General features: G+C 60.1%; 22 protein-coding genes. 11 read left to right on the plus strand and 11 right to left on the minus strand.

Annotation, left to right across the window (positions count from 1 at the left end):
• The first annotated feature begins 66 nt into the window (after positions 1 to 66).
• The gene (locus Q7W83_RS09575) at positions 67 to 906 is read left to right on the plus strand and encodes an HvfB family MNIO-type RiPP peptide maturase (protein WP_150653125.1); all 840 of its coding nucleotides are present in this window, start codon (positions 67 to 69) and stop codon (positions 904 to 906) included.
• Positions 899 to 1657, plus strand: a complete 759-nt coding sequence (locus Q7W83_RS09580; RefSeq protein WP_473655922.1) for an HvfC family RiPP maturation protein — start codon at positions 899 to 901, stop codon at positions 1655 to 1657. Before Q7W83_RS09575 ends, Q7W83_RS09580 begins: the two co-directional genes overlap by 8 nt.
• A gap of 143 nt (positions 1658 to 1800) precedes the next feature.
• Here Q7W83_RS09580 and Q7W83_RS09585 read toward each other — a convergent pair whose 3' ends face one another.
• The 5 genes from Q7W83_RS09585 to Q7W83_RS09605 form a co-directional block, all read right to left on the minus strand.
• Positions 1801 to 2748 (minus strand): phosphatidate cytidylyltransferase, encoded by a 948-nt coding sequence (locus tag Q7W83_RS09585; protein WP_458377622.1) that lies wholly within the window; start codon positions 2746 to 2748, stop codon positions 1801 to 1803.
• The gene (locus Q7W83_RS09590) at positions 2745 to 3344 is read right to left on the minus strand and encodes a lysophospholipid acyltransferase family protein (protein ID WP_150631988.1); all 600 of its coding nucleotides are present in this window, start codon (positions 3342 to 3344) and stop codon (positions 2745 to 2747) included. Before Q7W83_RS09590 ends, Q7W83_RS09585 begins: the two co-directional genes overlap by 4 nt.
• Entirely contained in the window at positions 3331 to 3963 is a 633-nt protein-coding gene (locus Q7W83_RS09595) for a CDP-alcohol phosphatidyltransferase family protein (RefSeq protein WP_473655923.1), read from the minus strand. Before Q7W83_RS09595 ends, Q7W83_RS09590 begins: the two co-directional genes overlap by 14 nt.
• 117 nt (positions 3964 to 4080) lie before the next feature.
• On the minus strand, positions 4081 to 5388 hold the full coding sequence (locus Q7W83_RS09600) for an ATP-binding protein (protein ID WP_150653127.1): 1308 nt from the start codon (positions 5386 to 5388) through the stop codon (positions 4081 to 4083).
• Positions 5385 to 6125, minus strand: coding sequence for a response regulator (locus Q7W83_RS09605; RefSeq protein ID WP_150631991.1), 741 nt, complete (start codon positions 6123 to 6125; stop codon positions 5385 to 5387). Before Q7W83_RS09605 ends, Q7W83_RS09600 begins: the two co-directional genes overlap by 4 nt.
• A 306-nt stretch (positions 6126 to 6431) precedes the next feature.
• Between Q7W83_RS09605 and Q7W83_RS09610 the strand changes: the two genes are divergently transcribed.
• The 3 genes from Q7W83_RS09610 to Q7W83_RS09620 all read left to right on the plus strand — a co-directional run bounded on the left by Q7W83_RS09610 (position 6432) and on the right by Q7W83_RS09620 (position 8400).
• The gene (locus Q7W83_RS09610) at positions 6432 to 6692 is read left to right on the plus strand and encodes a DUF2790 domain-containing protein (protein ID WP_017338029.1); all 261 of its coding nucleotides are present in this window, start codon (positions 6432 to 6434) and stop codon (positions 6690 to 6692) included.
• A gap of 48 nt (positions 6693 to 6740) precedes the next feature.
• Positions 6741 to 6995, plus strand: coding sequence for a hypothetical protein (locus tag Q7W83_RS09615; protein ID WP_473655924.1), 255 nt, complete (start codon positions 6741 to 6743; stop codon positions 6993 to 6995).
• Between the two features lie 172 nt (positions 6996 to 7167).
• Positions 7168 to 8400 carry a cytochrome c biogenesis protein DipZ gene (locus Q7W83_RS09620; RefSeq protein WP_150638621.1) on the plus strand — a complete coding sequence of 411 codons (1233 nt, stop codon included), beginning with the start codon at positions 7168 to 7170 and terminating at the stop codon, positions 8398 to 8400.
• Positions 8401 to 8417: 17 nt separating this feature from the next.
• On the opposite strand, the gene Q7W83_RS09625 is transcribed toward Q7W83_RS09620, so the two are convergent.
• Together Q7W83_RS09625 and Q7W83_RS09630 are read right to left on the minus strand one after the other, a co-directional pair.
• Positions 8418 to 8879 (minus strand): GNAT family N-acetyltransferase, encoded by a 462-nt coding sequence (locus tag Q7W83_RS09625; protein ID WP_150631994.1) that lies wholly within the window; start codon positions 8877 to 8879, stop codon positions 8418 to 8420.
• Positions 8880 to 8920: 41 nt separating this feature from the next.
• Positions 8921 to 9910 (minus strand): AraC family transcriptional regulator, encoded by a 990-nt coding sequence (locus Q7W83_RS09630; RefSeq protein ID WP_458377619.1) that lies wholly within the window; start codon positions 9908 to 9910, stop codon positions 8921 to 8923.
• A 182-nt stretch (positions 9911 to 10092) separates the two neighbouring features.
• On the opposite strand from Q7W83_RS09630, the gene Q7W83_RS09635 reads away from it, so the two are divergent.
• Positions 10093 to 10362: a DUF4242 domain-containing protein gene (locus Q7W83_RS09635; protein ID WP_150631996.1), complete on the plus strand. Its 270-nt coding sequence runs from the start codon at positions 10093 to 10095 to the stop codon at positions 10360 to 10362.
• A gap of 35 nt (positions 10363 to 10397) precedes the next feature.
• Positions 10398 to 11210 carry a class I SAM-dependent methyltransferase gene (locus Q7W83_RS09640; protein ID WP_150631997.1) on the plus strand — a complete coding sequence of 271 codons (813 nt, stop codon included), beginning with the start codon at positions 10398 to 10400 and terminating at the stop codon, positions 11208 to 11210.
• Between the two features lie 145 nt (positions 11211 to 11355).
• Here the strand turns inward: Q7W83_RS09640 and Q7W83_RS09645 are convergent, their stop codons facing one another.
• The 3 genes from Q7W83_RS09645 to pcsA all read right to left on the minus strand — a co-directional run bounded on the left by Q7W83_RS09645 (position 11356) and on the right by pcsA (position 13616).
• Positions 11356 to 12282 (minus strand): universal stress protein, encoded by a 927-nt coding sequence (locus Q7W83_RS09645; protein ID WP_150631998.1) that lies wholly within the window; start codon positions 12280 to 12282, stop codon positions 11356 to 11358.
• Positions 12283 to 12500: 218 nt separating this feature from the next.
• Positions 12501 to 12887 (minus strand): DUF488 domain-containing protein, encoded by a 387-nt coding sequence (locus Q7W83_RS09650; RefSeq protein WP_458377618.1) that lies wholly within the window; start codon positions 12885 to 12887, stop codon positions 12501 to 12503.
• Between the two features lie 6 nt (positions 12888 to 12893).
• Complete coding sequence (gene pcsA / locus Q7W83_RS09655; protein WP_150638614.1) at positions 12894 to 13616, minus strand: phosphatidylcholine synthase; 723 nt, start codon at positions 13614 to 13616, stop codon at positions 12894 to 12896.
• Between the two features lie 368 nt (positions 13617 to 13984).
• Here pcsA and Q7W83_RS09660 point away from each other — a divergent pair, with 368 nt between their 5' ends.
• Positions 13985 to 14698: a tellurite resistance TerB family protein gene (locus Q7W83_RS09660; protein ID WP_458377617.1), complete on the plus strand. Its 714-nt coding sequence runs from the start codon at positions 13985 to 13987 to the stop codon at positions 14696 to 14698.
• A 97-nt stretch (positions 14699 to 14795) separates the two neighbouring features.
• Here the strand turns inward: Q7W83_RS09660 and Q7W83_RS09665 are convergent, their stop codons facing one another.
• A complete protein-coding gene (locus Q7W83_RS09665; protein ID WP_150632001.1) occupies positions 14796 to 15242 on the minus strand; it encodes a cupin domain-containing protein in 447 nt (148 codons plus the stop codon).
• A gap of 196 nt (positions 15243 to 15438) precedes the next feature.
• Between Q7W83_RS09665 and Q7W83_RS09670 the strand changes: the two genes are divergently transcribed.
• The 3 genes from Q7W83_RS09670 to Q7W83_RS09680 all read left to right on the plus strand — a co-directional run bounded on the left by Q7W83_RS09670 (position 15439) and on the right by Q7W83_RS09680 (position 19536).
• Positions 15439 to 16824 carry an iron-containing redox enzyme family protein gene (locus Q7W83_RS09670; protein ID WP_473655925.1) on the plus strand — a complete coding sequence of 462 codons (1386 nt, stop codon included), beginning with the start codon at positions 15439 to 15441 and terminating at the stop codon, positions 16822 to 16824.
• 10 nt (positions 16825 to 16834) lie between these two features.
• A complete protein-coding gene (locus tag Q7W83_RS09675; RefSeq protein ID WP_458377615.1) occupies positions 16835 to 17890 on the plus strand; it encodes a methyltransferase in 1056 nt (351 codons plus the stop codon).
• 191 nt (positions 17891 to 18081) lie between these two features.
• Positions 18082 to 19536 carry a TrkH family potassium uptake protein gene (locus Q7W83_RS09680; RefSeq protein WP_150638606.1) on the plus strand — a complete coding sequence of 485 codons (1455 nt, stop codon included), beginning with the start codon at positions 18082 to 18084 and terminating at the stop codon, positions 19534 to 19536.
• Positions 19537 to 19648: the final 112 nt, after the last annotated feature.

Here is a 19648-nt window from a genome sequence, read left to right on the forward strand (position 1 = left end):
ACACAGGCCCGATACACCGTTTCGGTTAACTGTGATTACGTTCTGACAACCTCTGAGATCGCCATCATGCAGACTTCCATTCCATCAACGAAGGCCACCGTCGGACTGGGCCTGCGTCGCGGTTTAATGAAAGACCTTCAAGCCGCCCGTGTGGGCGATTTCGACTTTCTGGAAGTCGCGCCGGAGAACTGGATCGGCATCGGCGGCGCCCATGGCGCGGCGTTGCTGGCCCTGGCCGAACGTTATCCGTTGTCCTGTCATGGTCTGTCGCTGTCACTGGGCGGGCCGGCGCCGCTGGACGTCGGGTTTTTGCAGGAAGTGCGGGGTTTTCTCGATCAGTACAACGTGCCGCTGTACAGCGAGCACCTGAGCTACTGCAGCGATGACGGTCACCTTTACGACCTGTTGCCGCTGCCCTTTACCGAAGAAGCGGTGCACCACGTCGCCGCGCGCATTCGTCAGTCCCAGGACATTCTCGGTCGGCGCCTGGCGGTGGAAAACGTCTCCTATTACGCCGCGCCGCAGCAGGACATGGATGAGCTGACGTTCACCAACGCGGTGCTGCGTGAAGCCGATTGCGACCTTTTGCTGGACGTCAACAATGTGTACGTCAACTCGATCAACCACGGTTTCGATCCGCAGGCGTTTCTGGCCGGCATCGATTCGGGCCGGGTGGTGGCGATGCACGTGGCCGGGCATTTCGATGAATCCGACACGTTGAAAATCGACACCCACGGTGCATCGGTGAAACCGGTGGTGTGGTCGTTGCTGGCCCAGGCCTATGCCCGGTTCGGCGCGCAACCGACGTTGCTTGAGCGTGATTTCAATTTCCCTGCGTTCTCTGAATTGGTCGCCGAATTGCAGACCATCCGCCGCTTGCAAACCGAGGGGGTGACCCGTGGCTAACTCAGGCCTGTTTGAGCAGCAAAACACCTTGGGGCTTTACCTGCGTGACCCCGATCATTGCGCGCCGCCGGCCGGAATGGACGTGGCGCGGGCGCAGGTTTACCGCGACCTGATTTTCAACAACCTCTCGATATTGCTCAGCGGCACCTTTCCGGTGCTGATCAAGATTCTTGGCGATGAGCACTGGCGTTCGCTGTTGCGAATTTTCCTGCGGGACTACCGGGCGCGCACACCGAAATTCGGGGAGATCGCCAGGGAGTTTGTCGACTTTCTCGCGTCAGAGCCGTCAGCGTTGCGCGAGGGGCCGTGGCCGCCGTTCATGGTGGAGCTGGCGCATTACGAGTGGGTCGAGATGGTGTTGCAACAAGCTGAGGCCGAGCCTTTGCCACCCGGCGATGCCGGGCTGTTGCTGGATCGACCGCTGCAGCTTTCGCCGCTGGCCTGGCCGTTGGCGTATGCCTGGCCGGTGCACTTGGTCGGTCCTGATTATCAGCCGGGCGATGTGCCGGCCCAGCCGACGTTGCTGCTGGTGCGCCGGGTTGAAGACTGGAGCGTGAAGTTTTCCCAATTGAGCCCGTTGGCGTGGCGCTTGTTGCAGCGAATCGGCGAGTTTCCCGAGCTGAACGGGCGCGAGCAGTTGGAGGGTTTGGCTGTCGAGGCAGGAACAACCGGATCGCAGGACTTCATCGACAGCGGGACGACGTTGTTGCGGCAGATGCAGGGGGAAGGGGTGGTTGGCGTAATTGCCTGACCAAACACCATCCTCCAAACACCCAATAACCCTGTGGAAGCGAGCTTGCTCGCGATGAGGCCAACACATCCTGCATCGATGTTGGCTGACACTCAGTCATCGCGAGCAAGCTCGCTCCCACAGGGGACGGGTGGTGTCTGAAATTACTGGGCCGAAAAGAAATACCGCGTCAGGTGAAAGAAGATCGGCGCCGCGAAGCAGATCGAGTCCATCCGGTCGAGCATGCCGCCGTGGCCCTTGATCATGGTGCCCCAGTCCTTGGCGCTGAGGCTGCGCTTGATCGCCGACATCACCAGGCCGCCCAGGAAACCCATCACCACAATCACAAACGACATCATCAGCGATTGCCAGAAACTGAACGGCGTCATCCAGAACATGCAGCCGCCAATCAGCGTGGCCGACAAACCGCCGCCGACCAGGCCTTCCACGGTTTTCGACGGGCTCACCAGCGGCGCAACCTTGTGCTTGCCGAAGAGCTTGCCGAACACGTACTGCAACACGTCACTCAACTGCACGACGAACACCAGGTAGAACAGCAGCAGCGCGTTCTGGCCCTGGAAGCCTTCCAGATCCAGCAACAACAGCGCCGGCGCGTGGCTGATGCAATAGATGCAAATCATCACGCCCCACTGGATCTTCGCCGTTCTCTCCAAAAAGCCTTCGGTGTCCTGGCTCAGCACCGCAATCGCCGGTAGCAGCAGGAACGCATACACCGGAATCAGCAATGTGAACATCGAATACCAGTGGGTTCCGATCAGCACATATTGCAGTGGAATCAGGATGAAAAACGCCGAAAACAACGCGTTATGGTCGCCCCGGGTGGTCGGTGTCAGGGTGATGAACTCCCTGAGTGCGAACAGCGAAATGAAGCCAAAGAGCACGACGGTGGCATTGCCGCCCAACTGGTAGGACACGAAGAAGATGACCACCATTCCCCACCAGGCATTCACGCGCTGGTTGAGGTTTTCGATGGTTGCGGCCGAGCTTTCCGATTTTGCCCGTTTGGCCAGCAGTCGACCGGTGAGCGACGCCACCGCCAGCAAGCAGGCTATGCCAAAAAAGAACCACAGGAACTTTGATTCAAGACTCATTTGGACAGCCTCACAATGGCGTCACGCGCCCGCTCCAGGAACACTTGTTTTTCCTCACCGGCAACCCGTTGCATCGGGTTGCCGATGCGGATCGTGCAGATAATCGGCAGCGGCACGTGTTTGCCTTTGGGCATGGAACGATGCAGGTTTTCCAGGTATATGGGCACCAGGTCGACATCGGGGAAGGTTTCGCTCAAGCGGTAAAGCCCCGATTTGAATTCACCGGGCAATGCCTGGCTGGACCGCGTACCTTCCGGAAAAATGATGATCGAATGGCCGGCGCGCACCACATCGAAAATCGGCTCCAGCACGTTCACGCCGGGCGCCGGGTTACGTTCGATCAGGACTGCATTCAGGCCTTTCTGGGAGATGTACGACAGGAACCGGTTCTTGCCCCAGTAATCGGCGGCGGCCACCGGTTTCACATTGACCCGGGCCTCGGGGGGCAGGGCGGCGATGATTGCCAGGGTGTCCATGTGGCTGGTGTGGTTGGCGAAATAGATGCGCTGGCGCGTGAGGTCCGGGGGGCTCTCCCATCTCGCCGTGACGCCGATGAGGAATCGCAGGACTGAAATCAGCGCATTACTGATCCACATGGACGGCACCTTTTAGCTGTTTGGAAATGTCCAGCGTTCGCGTGACGCACGTCGCGACGGCGCCGATAGCGATGATGACCAGCGCAATCAACAGCACATAGTGACTGGCATAAACGCTCGCTTCGACAGCGTTCAACACAAGGCCCGCCGTCATCACCGCCATCCGGTGTTGCTTGGCCATCGGGCCGATGAAGCTCTGCTTGAGACCGATCGAACCGCCAAATACCCTGACGTAAGCCGTCAATGCTGCGGCCAGCGCGGCGAACCAGCCAAGGTCAGAGTAGCCGATGGCGTAGCCCAGGCCGACAATCAGCAGGCTGTCGGCAATCCGGTCGGGGAATTCGTTGTAGAGGCTGCCGATGTCGGATTTCTTGCCGCCCTCAATCGCGACCATCCCGTCGAAGAGGTTGCACAACAGGCGCAACTGAATGCCGAGCGCACAGAGGATCGAGCCGATGACGCCAGTGTCGATATTGAGCGCGATGATGCCCGCGAGCGCGAAGGCGATGCTGGCGACGGAGATCTGATTGGGGGAGATGTCCCTTTTCACCAACCTGTCGGTGACGTGTTTGGCCCAGCCCGCAGAGCGCGTCTTGATGGGTCTTCTGTTTTCATCCATTGGCAATGTCCATATCACTTTTGTAGGAGCGAGCTTGCTCGCGAAGGGTGTTAACGATAACGCGTTTATCCAGAAAACACGCGTTATCGTTAACGTCCATCGCCGGCAAGCCGGCTCCTACGCAGGGCGAGTCGGTAGTTTCAGCTCCGCGCATAAACCGCCGCCCTCGCGATTGCTCAGGGTCAACGAGCCGCCTAGCGCCAGCGCCAGTTGCTGGGCAATCGCCAGGCCGAGGCCGGTCCCGCCGGTGCTGCGGTTGCGTGAGTTCTCCACGCGGTAGAACGGCTCCATGACATGGGCCAGTTCCTCTTCGGCAATCCCGGGGCCGCGGTCCATGACCTTCACCGACAAGCTGCCGCCAGGCTTCGATTCCACCCGCAGTTCCGCAGCGCCGGCAAATTTGAGCGCATTGTCCGTCAGGTTCACCAGCACGCGACGCAAGGCGTGCGGCCGGGTGTCGATGACGGTCTCACTTTTTCCGCTGAGCTGGACGTCCTTGCCCACGTCCTGATAGTCGAACACCAGGCTGTCGAGGAATGAATCCAGATCGGTGCGCCGGCTCTCTTCGGTGGCGCCATGGACGCTGCGGGCATAGGCCACGCCTTCGCGCACCAGGTGTTCCATCTCGCCAAGGTCGTTCCACAGTTTGTCTTTTTCGCTGCAGTCGTCCATGAGCTCGGCGCGCAGTTTCATCCGGGTGATCGGGGTTTGCAGGTCGTGGGAAATCGCCGCCAGCAATTGCATGCGTTCTTTCAGATAGGCAGCAATGCGCGCCTGCATGGCATTGAAGGCCATGGCCGCATGGGCGACTTCGGTCGGGCCTTTTTCATCCAGGTGCACCGGGTGGGTGTTGGGGTCCAGTGTTTCGACCGCCTGTGCGAGACGGGTGAGGGGGCGAATGGCGATTCTCACGGCCAGCCAGGTGCAGAGAATCATCAGCAACAGTTGGCCGAGCAAAACAATCGGCAACCAGGGAGACAACGGAACCATCGCCGGACGCACGTCGATGGTGACGGGGCTGCCATCGGCCAGTTTCAGATGGACCTGGAAATGTTTGATCGGACCGGGAATGTCGGTCACGGTCATGGGGTAATCCTTGCCGATGGCGTCCTTGATCGAGGTCACCGCGATAGGCGTATCGCTCATCGCCGTGCCCGGCGAGCCTTCATCCAGCAAGTAGCGGTAGTTGCGGCGATCCAGCTGTTTCAGCCAGCTCATGCGCTCTCCGGCCGGCAAGCGGTCGAGGATGGCGATGGACGTCGAAACGTCGGTTTCCAGATTGCCCAGCATGGTGTTTTTTGCGCTTTCGTAACGCTCGTAGTACTGCGCGCCGAACGACAGCGCCTGCGCCAGAATCAAGCCGATCAGGAAGATCAGCGACAGCCGCGAGGCGAGGGTGCGGGGCCATCGCAGAGAAAGGTTCATGAGGGCGCCCCGAGGACTTCCACCGGTAGCGAAAACACATAGCCTTCGCTGCGCACGGTTTTGATGTAGGCCGGTTCCCGCGCGTCGTCGAGCAAGCGCTGACGCAGGCGGCTGACCAGCAAATCGATGGAGCGGTCGAACAGATCGGCGTCGCGGCCCTGGGTCAGGTTCAGCAACTGGTCGCGGTTGAGCACCCGTTGCGGATGATCGAGGAACACCCGCAGCAGTCGATATTCCGCGCCGCTGAGCGCGACCATGGTGCCGTCGTCATCGAGCAGATGGCGGGCCGAAGTGTCCAGGCGCCAGCGACCGAAGGCCAGCAGACGTCCGCTTTCGGTGACCACCAGGTTGGGCGGCAGCATCCGTGTGCGCCGCAGCACCGCGTTGATTCGCGCGAGCAGTTCACGGGCGGCGAACGGCTTGACGAGGTAATCGTCGGCGCCCATTTCCAGACCGATGATGCGGTCGGTTTCATCGTTGCGGGCGGTGAGCATCAGCACCGGCGTGGTCTTGTGTTTGCCGGCGCGGATCTCGCGGCACAGCATCAGGCCATCGTCGCCCGGCATCATGATGTCGAGCACAATCAGGTCCACCGGCGTGGTTTCCAGGAACGCGCGCATCTGTCGGCCATCCGCCACGACGGTGGTGCGCAGGCCGTTCTTCTTCAGGTAGTTGCCTACCAGCTCTCGAATCTCGCGGTCATCGTCCACGATGAGGATGTGATCGACGTGTTCCATGGGGCCAAGCCTCTTCAAATAGGGAATGACACACAGTCTATCGAGCCTTTGCCCGCTCGCCCGCCACCCTTTGTATTGCAGTGTATCTGCTGTGTCGAGGGATACACATGGACTTAAAAACCCGGGATTTCAGGGGTTTTGTATCGCTGTGTATCGGCAGGCCCCTTTGATACGTACCGATTTACACGCGCCGCTTCTCGACACAGACGAGATACCTCAGGGCCTTCTAATAGGTTCCATCGAGGCACACCCAACCGCCTCGGCTCCATTGAACGATCTACCCATTGAAGCCTTGAGGAAACCGCCATGAACACTAAAGCCATCTACGCCGCTTGTCTGTTTGCCGCACTGAATATCTGCACCTTGTCGGCTCGTGCCGAAGCAGACGTCACCGCTAAAACCTACTCCTACGGCACGCACCTGGACATCAAGAAAGTGGTGTCGCTGAAACAGGACGCCTCGAATTCCTGCGGGATTGTCGATGCCCAGCTGACTTACCTGGATTCCCAGAACAAAACCCAGGTCCTGGACTACCGCAAATTTGCTGACTGCGACTCAGACAACTGAGTCCTTCGTTGACCGATTGCCAATCCCCTTTGCAACAGGAAAAACACCATGAACAACGTAACCCGCTTTTTGACCGCCACTGCCTTCGCCCTTGCCGGCGCTGCCGCCCACGCCAACGCCGCCGTTGAACAAAGCACCTGCGGCAGCAGCACCTGTTTCCAGCTGACCCCGGTGAACGAGCAGGGCGTCAATGACTTGCAGGTACAGGACGGTTCCAGTCGCACGCCGCAAGGTCAGATGGTTGCCGAGAACGGTAGCAGCCGCACACCACAGGGCCAGTTGCTGGATGAGCAGACGGCCTGAAGCCGGACAGTATTTCAGTAGTCACCCCTGATCCAATGTGGGAGCGGACTTGCCCGCGATGACGGACTGTCAGTCGACATCAACGTTGAATGTACCGGCCTCATCGCGGGCAAGCCCGCTCCCACAGGTTATGTGTGGTGCGCCGCCCTCTATTATTTCCAAGGTGATCCCCATGTTTCTCATCGCTTTCCTGGGCGGCATATTGACCGTCCTCAGCCCTTGCATCCTCCCGGTCGTGCCATTTCTGTTCGCCGGCGTTGACCGTACTCGCTCGTCGATCCTGCTCACCCTCGGCGGCATGGTCCTGACCTTCGCCCTGGTTTCCAGTCTGGCCGTGGTCAGCAGTGAATGGGTGGTGCAAGCCAACAACACCGGTCGTCACGTGGCCCTGATCGTCATGGCGCTGTTCGCCCTGTCGCTGATTTCCGCGCGGGTCGGCGGCTGGCTGGCACGCCCGTTCGTTCTGTTGGGCAATCGCCTCGACCCCGACACCCGCAAAATGTCCGGCCCGCTGGGTTCGGTGATGATCGGCGTTGCTACGGGTCTGCTCTGGGCGCCGTGCGCCGGGCCGATCCTCGGGGTGATCCTCACTGGCGCCATGCTGCAAGGTGCCAACGCCCAAACCAGTCTGTTGCTGGTGGCCTACGGCCTGGGCAGCGCATTGTCCCTGGGCACCTTGATCTTCGCTGGTCGCGGCCTGGTCAATCGCTTGAAAGCGTCGATCCCTGTCACGGGCTGGTTGCGTCGTGGGGCCGGTGTTGCGGTGCTGGCGGCTGCTGCGGTGATTTCCACCGGCGCCGACAAGACCCTGCTGGCCGGTACTTCTTCGGAAGGTGTCAGCAGCCTCGAGAAAGGCGTGTTGGAAAGCGTCCCGAAAGTGGTCGATTTCCTGGTCAGCAAAGTCAAGGCCGATTCGAGCCTGGACAATGCTCAAGGTCCGATGCCATCGCTGTCCGGCGCCGTCGAATGGATCAACTCGCCAGCACTGACCAATGACTCGCTCAAAGGCAAAGTGGTGCTGGTGGACTTCTGGACCTACGACTGCATCAACTGCCAGCACACCCTGCCTTACGTGAAGGACTGGGCGAAGAAATACGAGAAGGATGGCTTGGTGGTGATCGGGGTCCACACCCCGGAGTACGGCTTCGAACGCATCATTGGCAACGTCAAGGATCAGGTGAAGAAGCTCGGCATCACCTACCCGGTGGCCATCGACAACAACTACACGATCTGGCGCAACTTTGAAAACCAGTACTGGCCCGCTCACTACCTGATCGACGCCAAGGGTCAGGTGCGTTACACCCACTTCGGTGAAGGCAGCTATGACACGCAGGAGAAGGTGATTCAGCAACTGCTGGAAGAGGCCAAGGCAGACGCCAAGGCCGCCACCGCACCCGCGGTGTAAACCTGAACATCAATGGCTCACAGGTCTCGCACCATGAGCCATTGTTCTTTGTCCCAGGCCCGAAATGAGTCCAGCACCGTCCAGCCACGCTTGGCGTAGTAGTCGCGTTTATCCTGGGTGTGCAGATAAATCCTCTTCACACCGCTGGCCCTCGCTTCCTCGCAGATACCCTCGATCAATCGCTCCGCCAGACCCTTCCCGCGCGCTTCAGGTGTGATGAAGACGCAGGCCAGCCACGGACCCAGATCCGGGCGATGGGCCAGATCCGCTTTCGCCAACGCTGCGCCACCTTTCAATTGATCCCCCTCCAGCGCAATCAGGCATTTCCAGTGGCCGTTCAGTTGGCCCTCGGCAAACTCCTGTTGCCAGTCGGGCAGGGGTTGGTCGACGTATTCGTAGTGAAATTGCCGATGGAGCCAGGCGGCGAAAGTGTCGCTGTGCTGCGGGTGGGCGGCGAGCCAATCCAGGTGGGACGTCATGGTTGAATCCTTTCAAAAGTCGGTGGTGCATAAGAGCCGATTCACGGCGTCCCGGCAATCCCGAGGTGACTCCGCGAAGCCGTCTGACCTCGCCGCCACGCCGCGGGCGGTGCACCGAACTCCCGCCGAAACGCCCGACTGAACGCCGTGTCGGTCTGGTAGCCGACCTCTTCGGCGATGCGCATCAAGGAGCTGTTACTGCTGCGTAACAGATTGGCCGCCAGCAACATGCGCCATTGCGTCAGGTACTGCATCGGTGAAATCCCCACCAGTTGTTGAAAGCGTTCCGCCAACACCGATCTTGAGGTGCCGGCGGTGCGCGCCAGTTGATCGAGGGTCCAGGCGTGACAGGGTTTTATGTGCAGCGCGTTGAGGGCGGCGCCGACGATCCGGTCGCCCACAGCCGCCAGCCAACCGGTGCGGCCTTCGCCCTGTTCGTGCATGTACAAACGCAGCACTTCGATGAACAACACCTCGGCCAGCTTGGCCAGTACGCCTTCACCACCAGGCCTTGGCGAGCGCGCTTCGGCCAGCGCATAACGCACCGAAGATTCCAGCCAGACCCCGGCGTTCGAGCCGCGCACATTGACCTTTACCACGGCCGGCAACCCCGTCAACAACATGCCCGCCAGCCGCGTATCGCACGCCAGATAGCCGCACACCAGGCGCGTGACCGCACCGCCACCGCCATAACTCAATTGCCGGGGCCGGCGCGCGAGCACGACGTCCAGCCGTGCACCGCTGGCCGGCGCGAGACCGGGCTCGGAGCACATGCGGTGGGCATCGCCCAGAGGAAACACCACCACATCGCCGGCGGTCAGCAACTGGGGCGGATCGTCGCCGAGTTCGACATAACACTCGCCCTCGGTGATCAAGTGAAAGATCACCACGCGTTCGGCGCCAGGCTCGAGAAACGGTGCGGCGGTGTCCGCGCTCGGTGACTGATAGCACCAGGGCGCGGTGAACCTGGCGTTAATGAAAATCGCGCCGACCAGGCGGACGACGCGCAGGGTCTGGGACAGGGCGTCCATGGTGGTGTTCCCCTGTGAGCGGGCAGCTTTTGATTGTGAGCCTGTCGCGGCACAACGTGAAACCTCCGGACGATCGGACAAGGTTGGCCGACGATCGGGCAGGACGCCGATGGTCAGCGGCGCGATAGTTGGCACACAGGGTCTGCCGACCCTGTCATCAATAACAAGAATGAGAGGTTGCCATGCCGAAGTTCGTCATTGAACGCGAGATTCCGGGTGCTGGAACACTGTCAGAAAGGGATTTGAAAGCGGCTTCGCAAAAGTCCTGCAGGGCGTTGCGCGACTTGCCGGAGGTGCAGTGGCAGCAGAGTTATGTCACCGGTGACAAGCTCTACTGCGTGTACATCTCGCCCAACGAAGAGTTGATCAGGGAACACGCCAGGCAGAGCGGTTTTCCGGCCAACCGCATTTCCCAGGTCATGACCGTCATCGACCCCACTACGGCAGAATAAGCCGGGGGCGTTTGAACTCGTAACGGAGCGATCGAATGAGTACTCCCATTGATCTCACTGCCTTGAAAAACCGTCAGATGGCCGCCTGGGCCAGTGGCGACTATGCCGTGATCGGCACCACGTTGCAGATTGTCGGCGAGCAGCTTGCCGAAGCCTGCGACCTGCTATGCGATGAACGTGTGCTGGACGTCGCCGCCGGCAACGGCAACGCGACATTGGCGGCCGCGCGCCGCGGTAGCCACGTCACGTCCACCGACTATGTCGCCGCGCTGCTTGAGCGCGGTGAAGACCGGGCCAGGGCGGAACGCCTGGAGGTGACCTTCCAAGTGGCGGACGCCGAGGCGCTGCCGTTCGAGGACGGCAGTTTCGATGCCGTGCTGTCGACCTTCGGCGTGATGTTCGCACCGGACCAGTCCAAAGCCGCCGCCGAGCTGGCGCGGGTCTGCCGTCCTGGGGGCCGGATCGGTCTCGCCAACTGGACGCCCGAAGGCTTTGTCGGCCAGATGTTCAAGACCCTGGGCCGGCACTTGCCGCCTCCGCCGGGGGCACAACCCCCGTCGAACTGGGGTTCCGAAGCGTGGCTGCATACGCACTTTGATGAGCGCGACTTTCTGCTTCAGGTGACACGGCGGCTTTTTAACTTCCGCTACCGCTCGGCCGCACATTTCATCGACACGTTCCGCACCTGGTACGGCCCGGTCCACAAGGCGTTCGCGGCGCTGCCCCCCGAAGGCGCCCAAGCCCTTGAAAGTGATTTGACCGAGCTGATCAACCGCTTGAACCGGGCGGGTGAAAAGTCGCTGGTGGTGCCGAGTGAATACCTGGAAGTGGTGATCACAAGGCGCTGACTTTCCCACACAAAACCCTGTGGGAGCGAGACCGGCTTGCTCGCGATGGCGGTGAGTCAATCGACATCAATGTTGGCTATGACTCAGTCATCGCCGGCAAGCCGGTCCCGCTCCCACAGTTTTCGTGCGTTTTCAACTGGCCTCGTTACTCATCCAGCCGCTCGGTGTACACCACCCAGACACTGCAGGGCATTTTGTACAGCAGGTGCTCCACCGTGCTGCCGATCAACCTGCCCAGGCCGCGATGGCCGATCCGGCCCATGACGATCACGTCGACGTCGTAGGCGTCGGCGTAGCGGGTCAGGACCTTCGCCGGGTTGCCCATGATCATGTGCCGTTGCTCCGGCGCGATGCCGTTGCGTTCGGCCAGTTCGTTGAAGGCGGCTTCCTGGTAGTCGAACAGGGTCCTGGCGGTGCCCGACGAGAAAAACGCCGAACCGTTGTCGAAGCCGAACTCATCGGCGCTGATGGATGACAGGTCATAGGCGTAGACCACATCCAGCTCGGCATTACAGGCGCTCGCCAGTTTCGCCGCTTCGTGAAGAATGCGGTCGTTGAAGCTTTTGTAGTGATCATCACGATGGAACGGGTCGACCGCCGCGACGATCTTGCGCGGCAACGCATGCACGGCATGGCTGACGAAATGCAGCGGCACCGGGCATTCACGCAGCAAATGCACGTCGAGTGGCGTGAACATCAGCCGCGAGAGCATCGAATGCGGCTCCAGCGCCTTGATCAGCACGTCCATCGGCTGCTCTTTCAGATGAATCAGGATTTCCTCCAGCGGCCGATCGACCCACGCCACTTCGGTGGTGACGTGCACCCCGATCTTGCGTAAGGGCCGCGCCTGATCCTCAAGCCATTGGCGGTGTCGATCGACATAGCCCAGGCGCATCTGCTCCAGCGCCTTTTCGTTGACCAGACTGGCGGTCGCCAGGCCTTCCAGGTAATCGAACGCAACGATGTGCAGCGCCGCGTCTTCAGCCTTGGCCAGCGCTGCGGCCCTGTCGAAGGCGGGGCTGTGTTCCATCAGGGGTGAGGCGACCAGCATGAAACGTGATTGCTCAGACATGACAAACCTCCCGTGGGTAAACGAGCTTAGGCTCATTCGACAGGCATTCAATCCTTTAAGTATTGACCATGATCAACCTGCCGTCCGGCCAGGCGGGAGCGAGATGGCGTGATGAACGTGGCGAGCACGCCCTGAAACGAAATCCCGATCACAACGCGGCCCCCTTGTAGGCGCCGGCAAGCCAGCTCCTACTAGGGGATTTGTTGTGTTTGTCTTGTTTAAACAACCTTGGCACCGCGTGCTTCCAGCAGCTCACGCAGCACGGAGCGATGGCAGTGCGCTTCATCCTCGCAATAGCAGCCGACGGACAGTGAGGTTTGATGGGAGAGAGCCGCCAGCAGATCCAGCAAATGGCTGGGCGCCGGCTGATTCATTTCAGCCTTGAACTTGCGTTTGAAACCTTCCCAGGCTTTTTCATCTGCCGCTGCCTTGGCCTCGGTCACTAATTCGGCACTGGGCGACAGCAGCGGCTGCCACACATCATAAAAATCCCGACGGGCAAAGTCAGCCTTTGGCACGCCCCTGGGCGGGCGGCGTACCGTGCCTACCCGAAGGCCTTCATTGGGCAGGCGCGGTGAGCCGAGTCGCACGATATGAATGGGCATGGCGACTTACGGGTGTCGCGAGCCGTCAAACCACTCCATCGCCGTGCGCCAGATGCAAATCCCCAGGAAATAGGCCGACATCAGCAACCAGAGCCCCATCACCATCGGGTTGATCACCGGATGGTTGATCACCAGCGACAAGCTGCACAGCAGCCAGATAGCCGTCACGGCGATGTTGATCGGCATGAACTTGCGTACGCGAAACGGGTGCAGGAATTTCATCCGGGTCACGGTCAGCACCGCCAGGCCGATGACGGTGAGCAGGGTGATCCACGGCGACGGGGCGATGATGTACAGGCACAGCGCAACCACGTTCCACGCGGCGGGGAAGCCCTGGAAGTAGTTGTCTTTGCTTTTCATGTTGACGTTGCAGAAGCAAAACAGCGACGAGACCAGGATCAGCGACACGGTCAGCAGTAGCGTGTAGTCCGGCAACGGGATGTAACGATAGATAAACAGTGCCGGGATGAACACATACGTCAGGTAATCGATGACCAGGTCAAGGATCGAACCGTCGAAGCTCGGCAGCACCGATTGCACATTGACCTTGCGCGCCAGTGCGCCGTCGAGCCCGTCGACGATCAGTGCGACGCCCAGCCACAGCAGGCAATTGGTGGGCTGGTTTTCCAGCAGCGCGAGGGTGGCGAGGAAGGCTGTGACCACGCCAGTGGCGGTAAAACCATGGGCGCCCCATGCTTTGAGCCTGGCGATGTGTAGGGTGGATATCACGGGGGCGTTCTCCAGAAAGTGAAGCAAGCCAGTCATCACCCTCGTTGATCGAGAGCGGCGGCGAACCGGGTCGGGTTGCAGGTATCGACCGGAAATCCGGGAATAAGGTTCACCACTCGTGAATCTTAGCTGGGCCACCAAAAAATACTCTGGATTAATGCGGGTCCTGTTCGCTTGAGGAAATTCTTGTTCAGGCGACCAATGTATCTGATAGCCACATCCCCCCGTAGGAGCCTGCAGCCAGCGTCTACAGGGGGAACGAGCGTGAGACAGAATGGACAACGAAGTCAGCCAAACGGTAATGGCGCAATGGCCTACGAGGACTATCGTTGCCTGACTGGATAACTCCCACCGATGAGGACGCCGTCATGAACACCAGCGATTTGCTCGAACAACTCTTGCGTGCCGGCCAGGGCTCGATGACTCGGCAAAGTGGCGGCGCGCCTCAAGGCGGTATGGGCGGCGGACTCGGTGGGTTGCTCGGCGGTCTGCTGGGCGGCGGTGCCGGTGCAAACGCCGGTTTGGGCGGCTTGCTCGGTGGCTTGCTGGGCGGCGGATCTACCGTGGGCGGCTCGACCCAGCGTCGCTCGGGCGGAGGCACCAACTACGCGGCGTTGGCGTCCCTGGGGATGATGGCTTTTCAGGCGTATCAGGCCTGGCAACGCAGCCAGGCGACCGCGCCGCAACAGGCACCGCGCACCGTGGATCTGCTCTCCGGCCCGGAAGTCGAGGACCACAGCCACGCGGTCCTGCGCGCGTTGATAGCGGCGGCGAAGGCCGATGGCCGGATCGACGACGCCGAGAAACACATGATCAGCACTGAAATCGGCCGCCACACCGATGACCCGCAACTGCAGCAATGGCTGGATGATGAAGTCGCCCGGCCGCTGGATGCCGCGGATGTGGCGCAATCGGCGACGGACCCGGCGATGGCCGCGGAAATGTACCTGGCCAGCGTGATGCTGGTGGACGATCAACAAGACGCCGAGCGCAGCTATCTGGATGAATTGGCGGCGGCGCTGAAGATTGATCCACAGTTGCAGGTGCATCTGGAGCAGCAGGCCAAGGGTGGCGCGGCTTGAATCGCCATCGCTGGCAAGCCAGCTCCTGCAATGGGTACACCCGTGACCTGTAGGAGCCGGCTTGCTGGCGAAGCGCCCTGGAATCTTGCACCGAACTTCAGACAGGCGCCTTCGGAATCAGAAACGTAACCCCGTGCGCTTCGGCAATCTCCAGAATTCGCGGCAAATCCTCCGGCACCCTGAGCCGATCAACGGCTGTAAAAAACTGCCCGCCGCGCGGATCGGACACCACACCAATCATCCTCGCGGTCGCGCTGATGTTCTTGTAGGCATGGATCGACCCACCGGGGATATGCACATAGCCGCCGGCAGAAACGGTGCTGGACTTGCCCTCGACGGTCACTTCGACCTGCCCGTCAGTGACGTAAAAAGCCTCGTCCCACGGATGGAAATGCGGCGGCGGCCCGCCTCCTTGCACGCCTTCCTGAATATGCATTTCAAAAGGTTTGCTCAGATCGCCGCCGGCGAGAACCGTGATTGCCTCGCCCACCACATTGACCGGCCCCGGGGTTTTTTCGGGCACGATGACGTGAACCGTTCGCATGATTGCTCTCCGAAGGATGCGTCCACACCCCGCTGAGTATATTCACTTGCAGATGTGCCCGGTGCCCGGCCATCTGTCCGTCTGTCAGGGCAATTTCAACCCCGATTGAATTTTTTTCCAGGCGAATTGCTCTGCTGATGTAGAGACGTGCTGATTCAGCGTCCTGCCACTGGCCTCAGACCGAGAGATGAGCACCATGACTGCCCTGACACGACTGGAATCCCAGCCTGCCCATGAGCACGCAATCCCGACCGCCGGCAGCCTGAAGCAATGCTATGAGCAACTGCTGATGAACAACGATGGCGAGCAACGCCGGGCGCTGGGCCAGGCCTTGCTTGAAGCGCAGCTGCAACAGGCCGCCGATCTGCCCGACGACCTGCCGCACGACGTGTCGGCCCTGCAATCCTTCGTCGAACAGCACAGTGCGGACGTGGCTCGCCAATACGCCGACTACTTGAAAGCCCGCAAGGACGGCGGGCCACGGCAGTTCTTCAGTAACAAGGCGCACGCGCTGTTTTTCCTGCAAGCCGTTGCCCCGACCAAACTTGTCGACGGCGCCTGGTTGTATGGCTTGCTGCAGCACTGGCGCGACCCGCGTTTCGAAGGACTGGTGTGCACCTATCTGGAAGAGTTGGGTGAGGGCAATCCGGCGCAGAATCACGTGGTCATCTACCGAAAACTCCTCGCCGACCATGGCTTGCACGACAGCGGCGTGATCGCTGACGAGCATTATCTGCAAGGTGCAATACAACTGGCATTGGGTGAGTGCAGCGACGGGTTTTTGCCCGAGGTGATCGGCTACAACCTCGGCTATGAACAACTGCCCCTGCACTTGCTGATCAGCGCCTACGAGCTCAGCGAATTGGGCATCGATCCGTATTACTTCACCCTGCACGTGACCATCGACAACGCCAGCACCGGGCACGCGCAAAAAGCCGTGCAGTCGGTGTTGCAGTTGTTGCCGGTCGAGGGTGATCGCGAGGACTTTCTACGCCGCGTCGCCCGCGGTTACCGACTCAATGATTTGGGGCAGGGCAGTCGCGCGATCATCGAATCATTCGACCTTTACGGCGAAGTGCTGAACATGCTGGAACGCAAACGCCCGTTCGGCCAGCACATGCATTCCGATTACTGCCGGTTTGACGGCAAGACCGTCAATCAGTGGCTGAGCGCGCCGGAGCAGTTGCCGGGTTTTCTCGCCGCCATGGAAAACAAGGGTTGGATCAAACGCCACCAGGCTCCGCAGGACAGCCGCTTCTGGCAGTTGATCGAGGGCGACGGCGCCGCCATGTTCGGGGTGTTCAGTCCGTATGAAAAACAGCTGCTGCACGATTGGATCGCCGGTGACTGGACGCCTGAGCGCTCAGCGGCCGCCGTTCGACGCAACAGTGGCGTCCCGGCAGAACCTCCCGTGCCAGCCAATGACCCGGACATCCAAAGCCTGCAAGCGGCGCTGCAAGGGTTGTCTGCGCACGAGCAGATGCACGTGTTGATCCCGTGGCTGTCTGCCCACCGCCACGCTCATCCCGCCGGTCTGATGGCCACGCGACGATTCATCGAACTCAAATCCAGCCTGCGATAGGGAGCGTTTTATGAATCAGGAAGCGCACCTGAGCGCCGACGATCTGGCTTTGCTGCAACTGGGGCGCCGTTTGCAGGCTGACGGTTACCGCTTTATCACGCCGACGCCGCTGACGCATGAACGGGTCAATGCCCGCGCCGGACAGCTCGCCGCGAACCTTCGCGATGTCTACGGCTGGTCCAGGGCGTTTGCGCCAGGGCTGTTGTCGGCGGATGAACAGCGTCAGTTGCTACAGGCCGGCATCCTCGAAGAACGCAGCGGTCGGCTGGCAAGCCGCGTGCGCTGGTCAAGCCTGGATGAGCTGTTGTTCGTGCATTCGAGTTTCCCCACCGACGCGGCAGACTCGGTGTTCTTCGGCCCCGACACTTACCGGTTTGCTCAACTGATCCACGCCCATCTGCAGCAGAGCTTCGCACCGATCAGGCGCGCCGTGGACATCGGCTGCGGGGCCGGCGTCGGCGCCATTGTGATCGCCCGCGCGCGCCGCGAAGCCGAGGTGCTGGCGGTCGATATCAACCCGGCGGCGTTACGTCTGACAACCATCAACGCCGCACTCGCGGAAGTGACCAACGTCCGCATCGAGACCAGCGATGTACTGCAGGATGTCGACGGCACCTTCGACCTGATCGTTGCCAATCCACCCTATATGGCTGACCCGGCCGAGCGCGCCTATCGCCATGGCGGCGGTGCGTTCGGCGCGCAATTGTCGTTGCGCATTGTCGAGCAGGCGTTGAATCGCCTGGCCCCCGGCGGCTCGCTGGTGCTGTACACCGGCGTCGCGATGGTCGAGGGCCGCGATCCTTTTCTGGACGCGGTCACCCCGTATCTGGAGACGGCGCGCTGCGGCTGGACCTATCGCGAAATCGATCCTGACGTGTTCGGCGAAGAGTTGTTGAACCCCGGCTACCAGCGCGTGGAGCGGATTGCGGTGGTTGCGCTGATCGTGACGCGGCTCAGTCCGGGGATCGACGCAAGCGTTGAATCTGCCGCGGGGGGGGGAGCCGTGAAGAATCTGGCGATGACCACTGTCGGGCTTGTGTCCTGTCAGATGATTGGCATGCGCTAAGGAGATGGAAATGAAAGGTTTTCAAAAGGCCAATCCCCCGAACCCTTCCTGAGCGCCTGAAAGCAGGACTATGATCTGTGCGGGTACTCCCGCTGGTTGACTGATTGCCTGTAAAAAATTTTACGAAAAATTTACGGGGCCTATAAGTTGGGCATTCGATACTGCGCGGCGCTAATTTGGCAGGTTATTTTATGTCCCTCGCAGCAATGCGGCTTATCGGCTTCATCTTAGGCATTTTTCTGATCACTCTAGCCATAAGCATGGCTATTCCAATGATCACGCTGCTGGCTTTCGATCGTAACGACGATCTGTCGGCCTTTCTTTGGTCGAGTTTGATTACGATCATCTGTGGCCTCCTGTTGATCGTGCGGGGGCGCCCAGACATTGCCCAGCTTCGCCCGAGGGACATGTACCTGCTGACTACGGCTAGTTGGGTGGTGGTGTGCTCCTTCGCAGCGTTGCCAATGGTGTTTATCAGCGATATCAGCTACACCGACGCGTTCTTCGAAACAATGTCTGGCATCACGACCACGGGCTCGACTGTCCTCACCGGTCTGGATACCTCATCTCCTGGCTTGTTGATATGGCGCTCGATGCTTCACTGGTTGGGTGGTATCGGCTTCATCGGCATGGCTGTGGCGATCCTTCCACTGTTGCGAGTAGGTGGCATGCGTCTTTTTCAGACAGAGTCCTCTGACTGGTCGGAAAAAGTGACGCCGCGCTCCCATGTGGCAGCCAAGTACATCCTTTCGCTCTATCTGGGGCTTACTGGTGTCGGAGCACTGGCGCTCTGGATCGCAGGGATGACGCCGTTTGAAGCGGTCAACCACGCAATGTCGTTGATTTCGACCGGTGGATTCTCAACTTCGGATGCCTCACTTGGGCATTGGGCGCAACCATCGATTCACTGGGTAGCGGTGGTCATCATGATTATGGGTAGCCTGCCCTTTACCTTGTACGTCGCGACATTGCGCGGCCATCGGCGTGCGCTCATCAAGGATCATCAGGTACGCGGGTTTCTAGGATTCTTGATCGTCACCTGGCTGGTTGTGGGGACTTGGCTGTGTTTTCACAGCGATTACGGATGGTGGGACGCGTTTCGTATCGTGGCGGTCAATGTGACCTCGGTCGTCACCACCACCGGAATTGCGGTTGGCGATTACACCCTATGGGGTAGCTTCGCAGTTTTGCTTTTTTTCTACCTGACCTTTGTCGGCGGATGCTCAGGCTCGACGGCTGGCGGCCTTAAAATTTTCCGATTCCAGGTTGCTGCCGCTTTACTGGTAAGTAGTTTGAAGCAATTGATCCATCCGCGAGCAGTGATTCAGAAAAAGTACAATGGTCACCCCATTGATGAGGAAATCTTGCGCTCGCTTTTGACCTTCTCATTTTTCTTTACCATCACCATTGCGGTAATCGCCCTGGGACTCGCATTAATCGGACTGGATTGGACGACAGCTTTGAGTGGCGCGGCTACTGCGGTATGCAACGTTGGACCAGGTCTGGGTACGATCATCGGGCCTGCCGGTAACTTCTCATCATTACCTGATGCCGCAAAATGGTTGCTCACCATTGGCATGCTACTGGGGCGATTGGAGATACTCACTGTGCTGGTACTTATTACACCGGTTTTTTGGAGGTACTAATCTTCGCTCAACGGCAACACCGCGAGGGTTATCGTGTTTGCCCAACCTACAACCAAGGATTGCTGGAAGACATCCTCTTTTCCTGGTGCGTAGCGGAGTCAAAAAAAAAAAA

The organism is Pseudomonas sp. 300, assembly GCF_055803035.1.

Bases quoted from the DNA above. Each gene is read 5' to 3' on its own strand.
- Q7W83_RS09575 (WP_150653125.1), top strand. From the start codon at position 67: ATGCAGACTTCCATTCCATCAACGAAGGCCACCGTCGGACTGGGCCTG.
- Q7W83_RS09585 (WP_458377622.1), bottom strand. From the start codon at position 2,748: ATGAGTCTTGAATCAAAGTTCCTGTGGTTCTTTTTTGGCATAGCCTGC.
- Q7W83_RS09590 (WP_150631988.1), bottom strand. From the start codon at position 3,344: ATGTGGATCAGTAATGCGCTGATTTCAGTCCTGCGATTCCTCATCGGC.
- Q7W83_RS09595 (WP_473655923.1), bottom strand. From the start codon at position 3,963: ATGGATGAAAACAGAAGACCCATCAAGACGCGCTCTGCGGGCTGGGCC.
- Q7W83_RS09600 (WP_150653127.1), bottom strand. From the start codon at position 5,388: ATGAACCTTTCTCTGCGATGGCCCCGCACCCTCGCCTCGCGGCTGTCG.
- Q7W83_RS09605 (WP_150631991.1), bottom strand. From the start codon at position 6,125: ATGGAACACGTCGATCACATCCTCATCGTGGACGATGACCGCGAGATT.
- Q7W83_RS09610 (WP_017338029.1), top strand. From the start codon at position 6,432: ATGAACACTAAAGCCATCTACGCCGCTTGTCTGTTTGCCGCACTGAAT.
- Q7W83_RS09615 (WP_473655924.1), top strand. From the start codon at position 6,741: ATGAACAACGTAACCCGCTTTTTGACCGCCACTGCCTTCGCCCTTGCC.
- Q7W83_RS09620 (WP_150638621.1), top strand. From the start codon at position 7,168: ATGTTTCTCATCGCTTTCCTGGGCGGCATATTGACCGTCCTCAGCCCT.
- Q7W83_RS09625 (WP_150631994.1), bottom strand. From the start codon at position 8,879: ATGACGTCCCACCTGGATTGGCTCGCCGCCCACCCGCAGCACAGCGAC.
- Q7W83_RS09630 (WP_458377619.1), bottom strand. From the start codon at position 9,910: ATGGACGCCCTGTCCCAGACCCTGCGCGTCGTCCGCCTGGTCGGCGCG.
- Q7W83_RS09635 (WP_150631996.1), top strand. From the start codon at position 10,093: ATGCCGAAGTTCGTCATTGAACGCGAGATTCCGGGTGCTGGAACACTG.
- Q7W83_RS09640 (WP_150631997.1), top strand. From the start codon at position 10,398: ATGAGTACTCCCATTGATCTCACTGCCTTGAAAAACCGTCAGATGGCC.
- Q7W83_RS09645 (WP_150631998.1), bottom strand. From the start codon at position 12,282: ATGTCTGAGCAATCACGTTTCATGCTGGTCGCCTCACCCCTGATGGAA.
- Q7W83_RS09650 (WP_458377618.1), bottom strand. From the start codon at position 12,887: ATGCCCATTCATATCGTGCGACTCGGCTCACCGCGCCTGCCCAATGAA.
- Q7W83_RS09660 (WP_458377617.1), top strand. From the start codon at position 13,985: ATGAACACCAGCGATTTGCTCGAACAACTCTTGCGTGCCGGCCAGGGC.
- Q7W83_RS09665 (WP_150632001.1), bottom strand. From the start codon at position 15,242: ATGCGAACGGTTCACGTCATCGTGCCCGAAAAAACCCCGGGGCCGGTC.
- Q7W83_RS09670 (WP_473655925.1), top strand. From the start codon at position 15,439: ATGACTGCCCTGACACGACTGGAATCCCAGCCTGCCCATGAGCACGCA.
- Q7W83_RS09675 (WP_458377615.1), top strand. From the start codon at position 16,835: ATGAATCAGGAAGCGCACCTGAGCGCCGACGATCTGGCTTTGCTGCAA.
- Q7W83_RS09680 (WP_150638606.1), top strand. From the start codon at position 18,082: ATGTCCCTCGCAGCAATGCGGCTTATCGGCTTCATCTTAGGCATTTTT.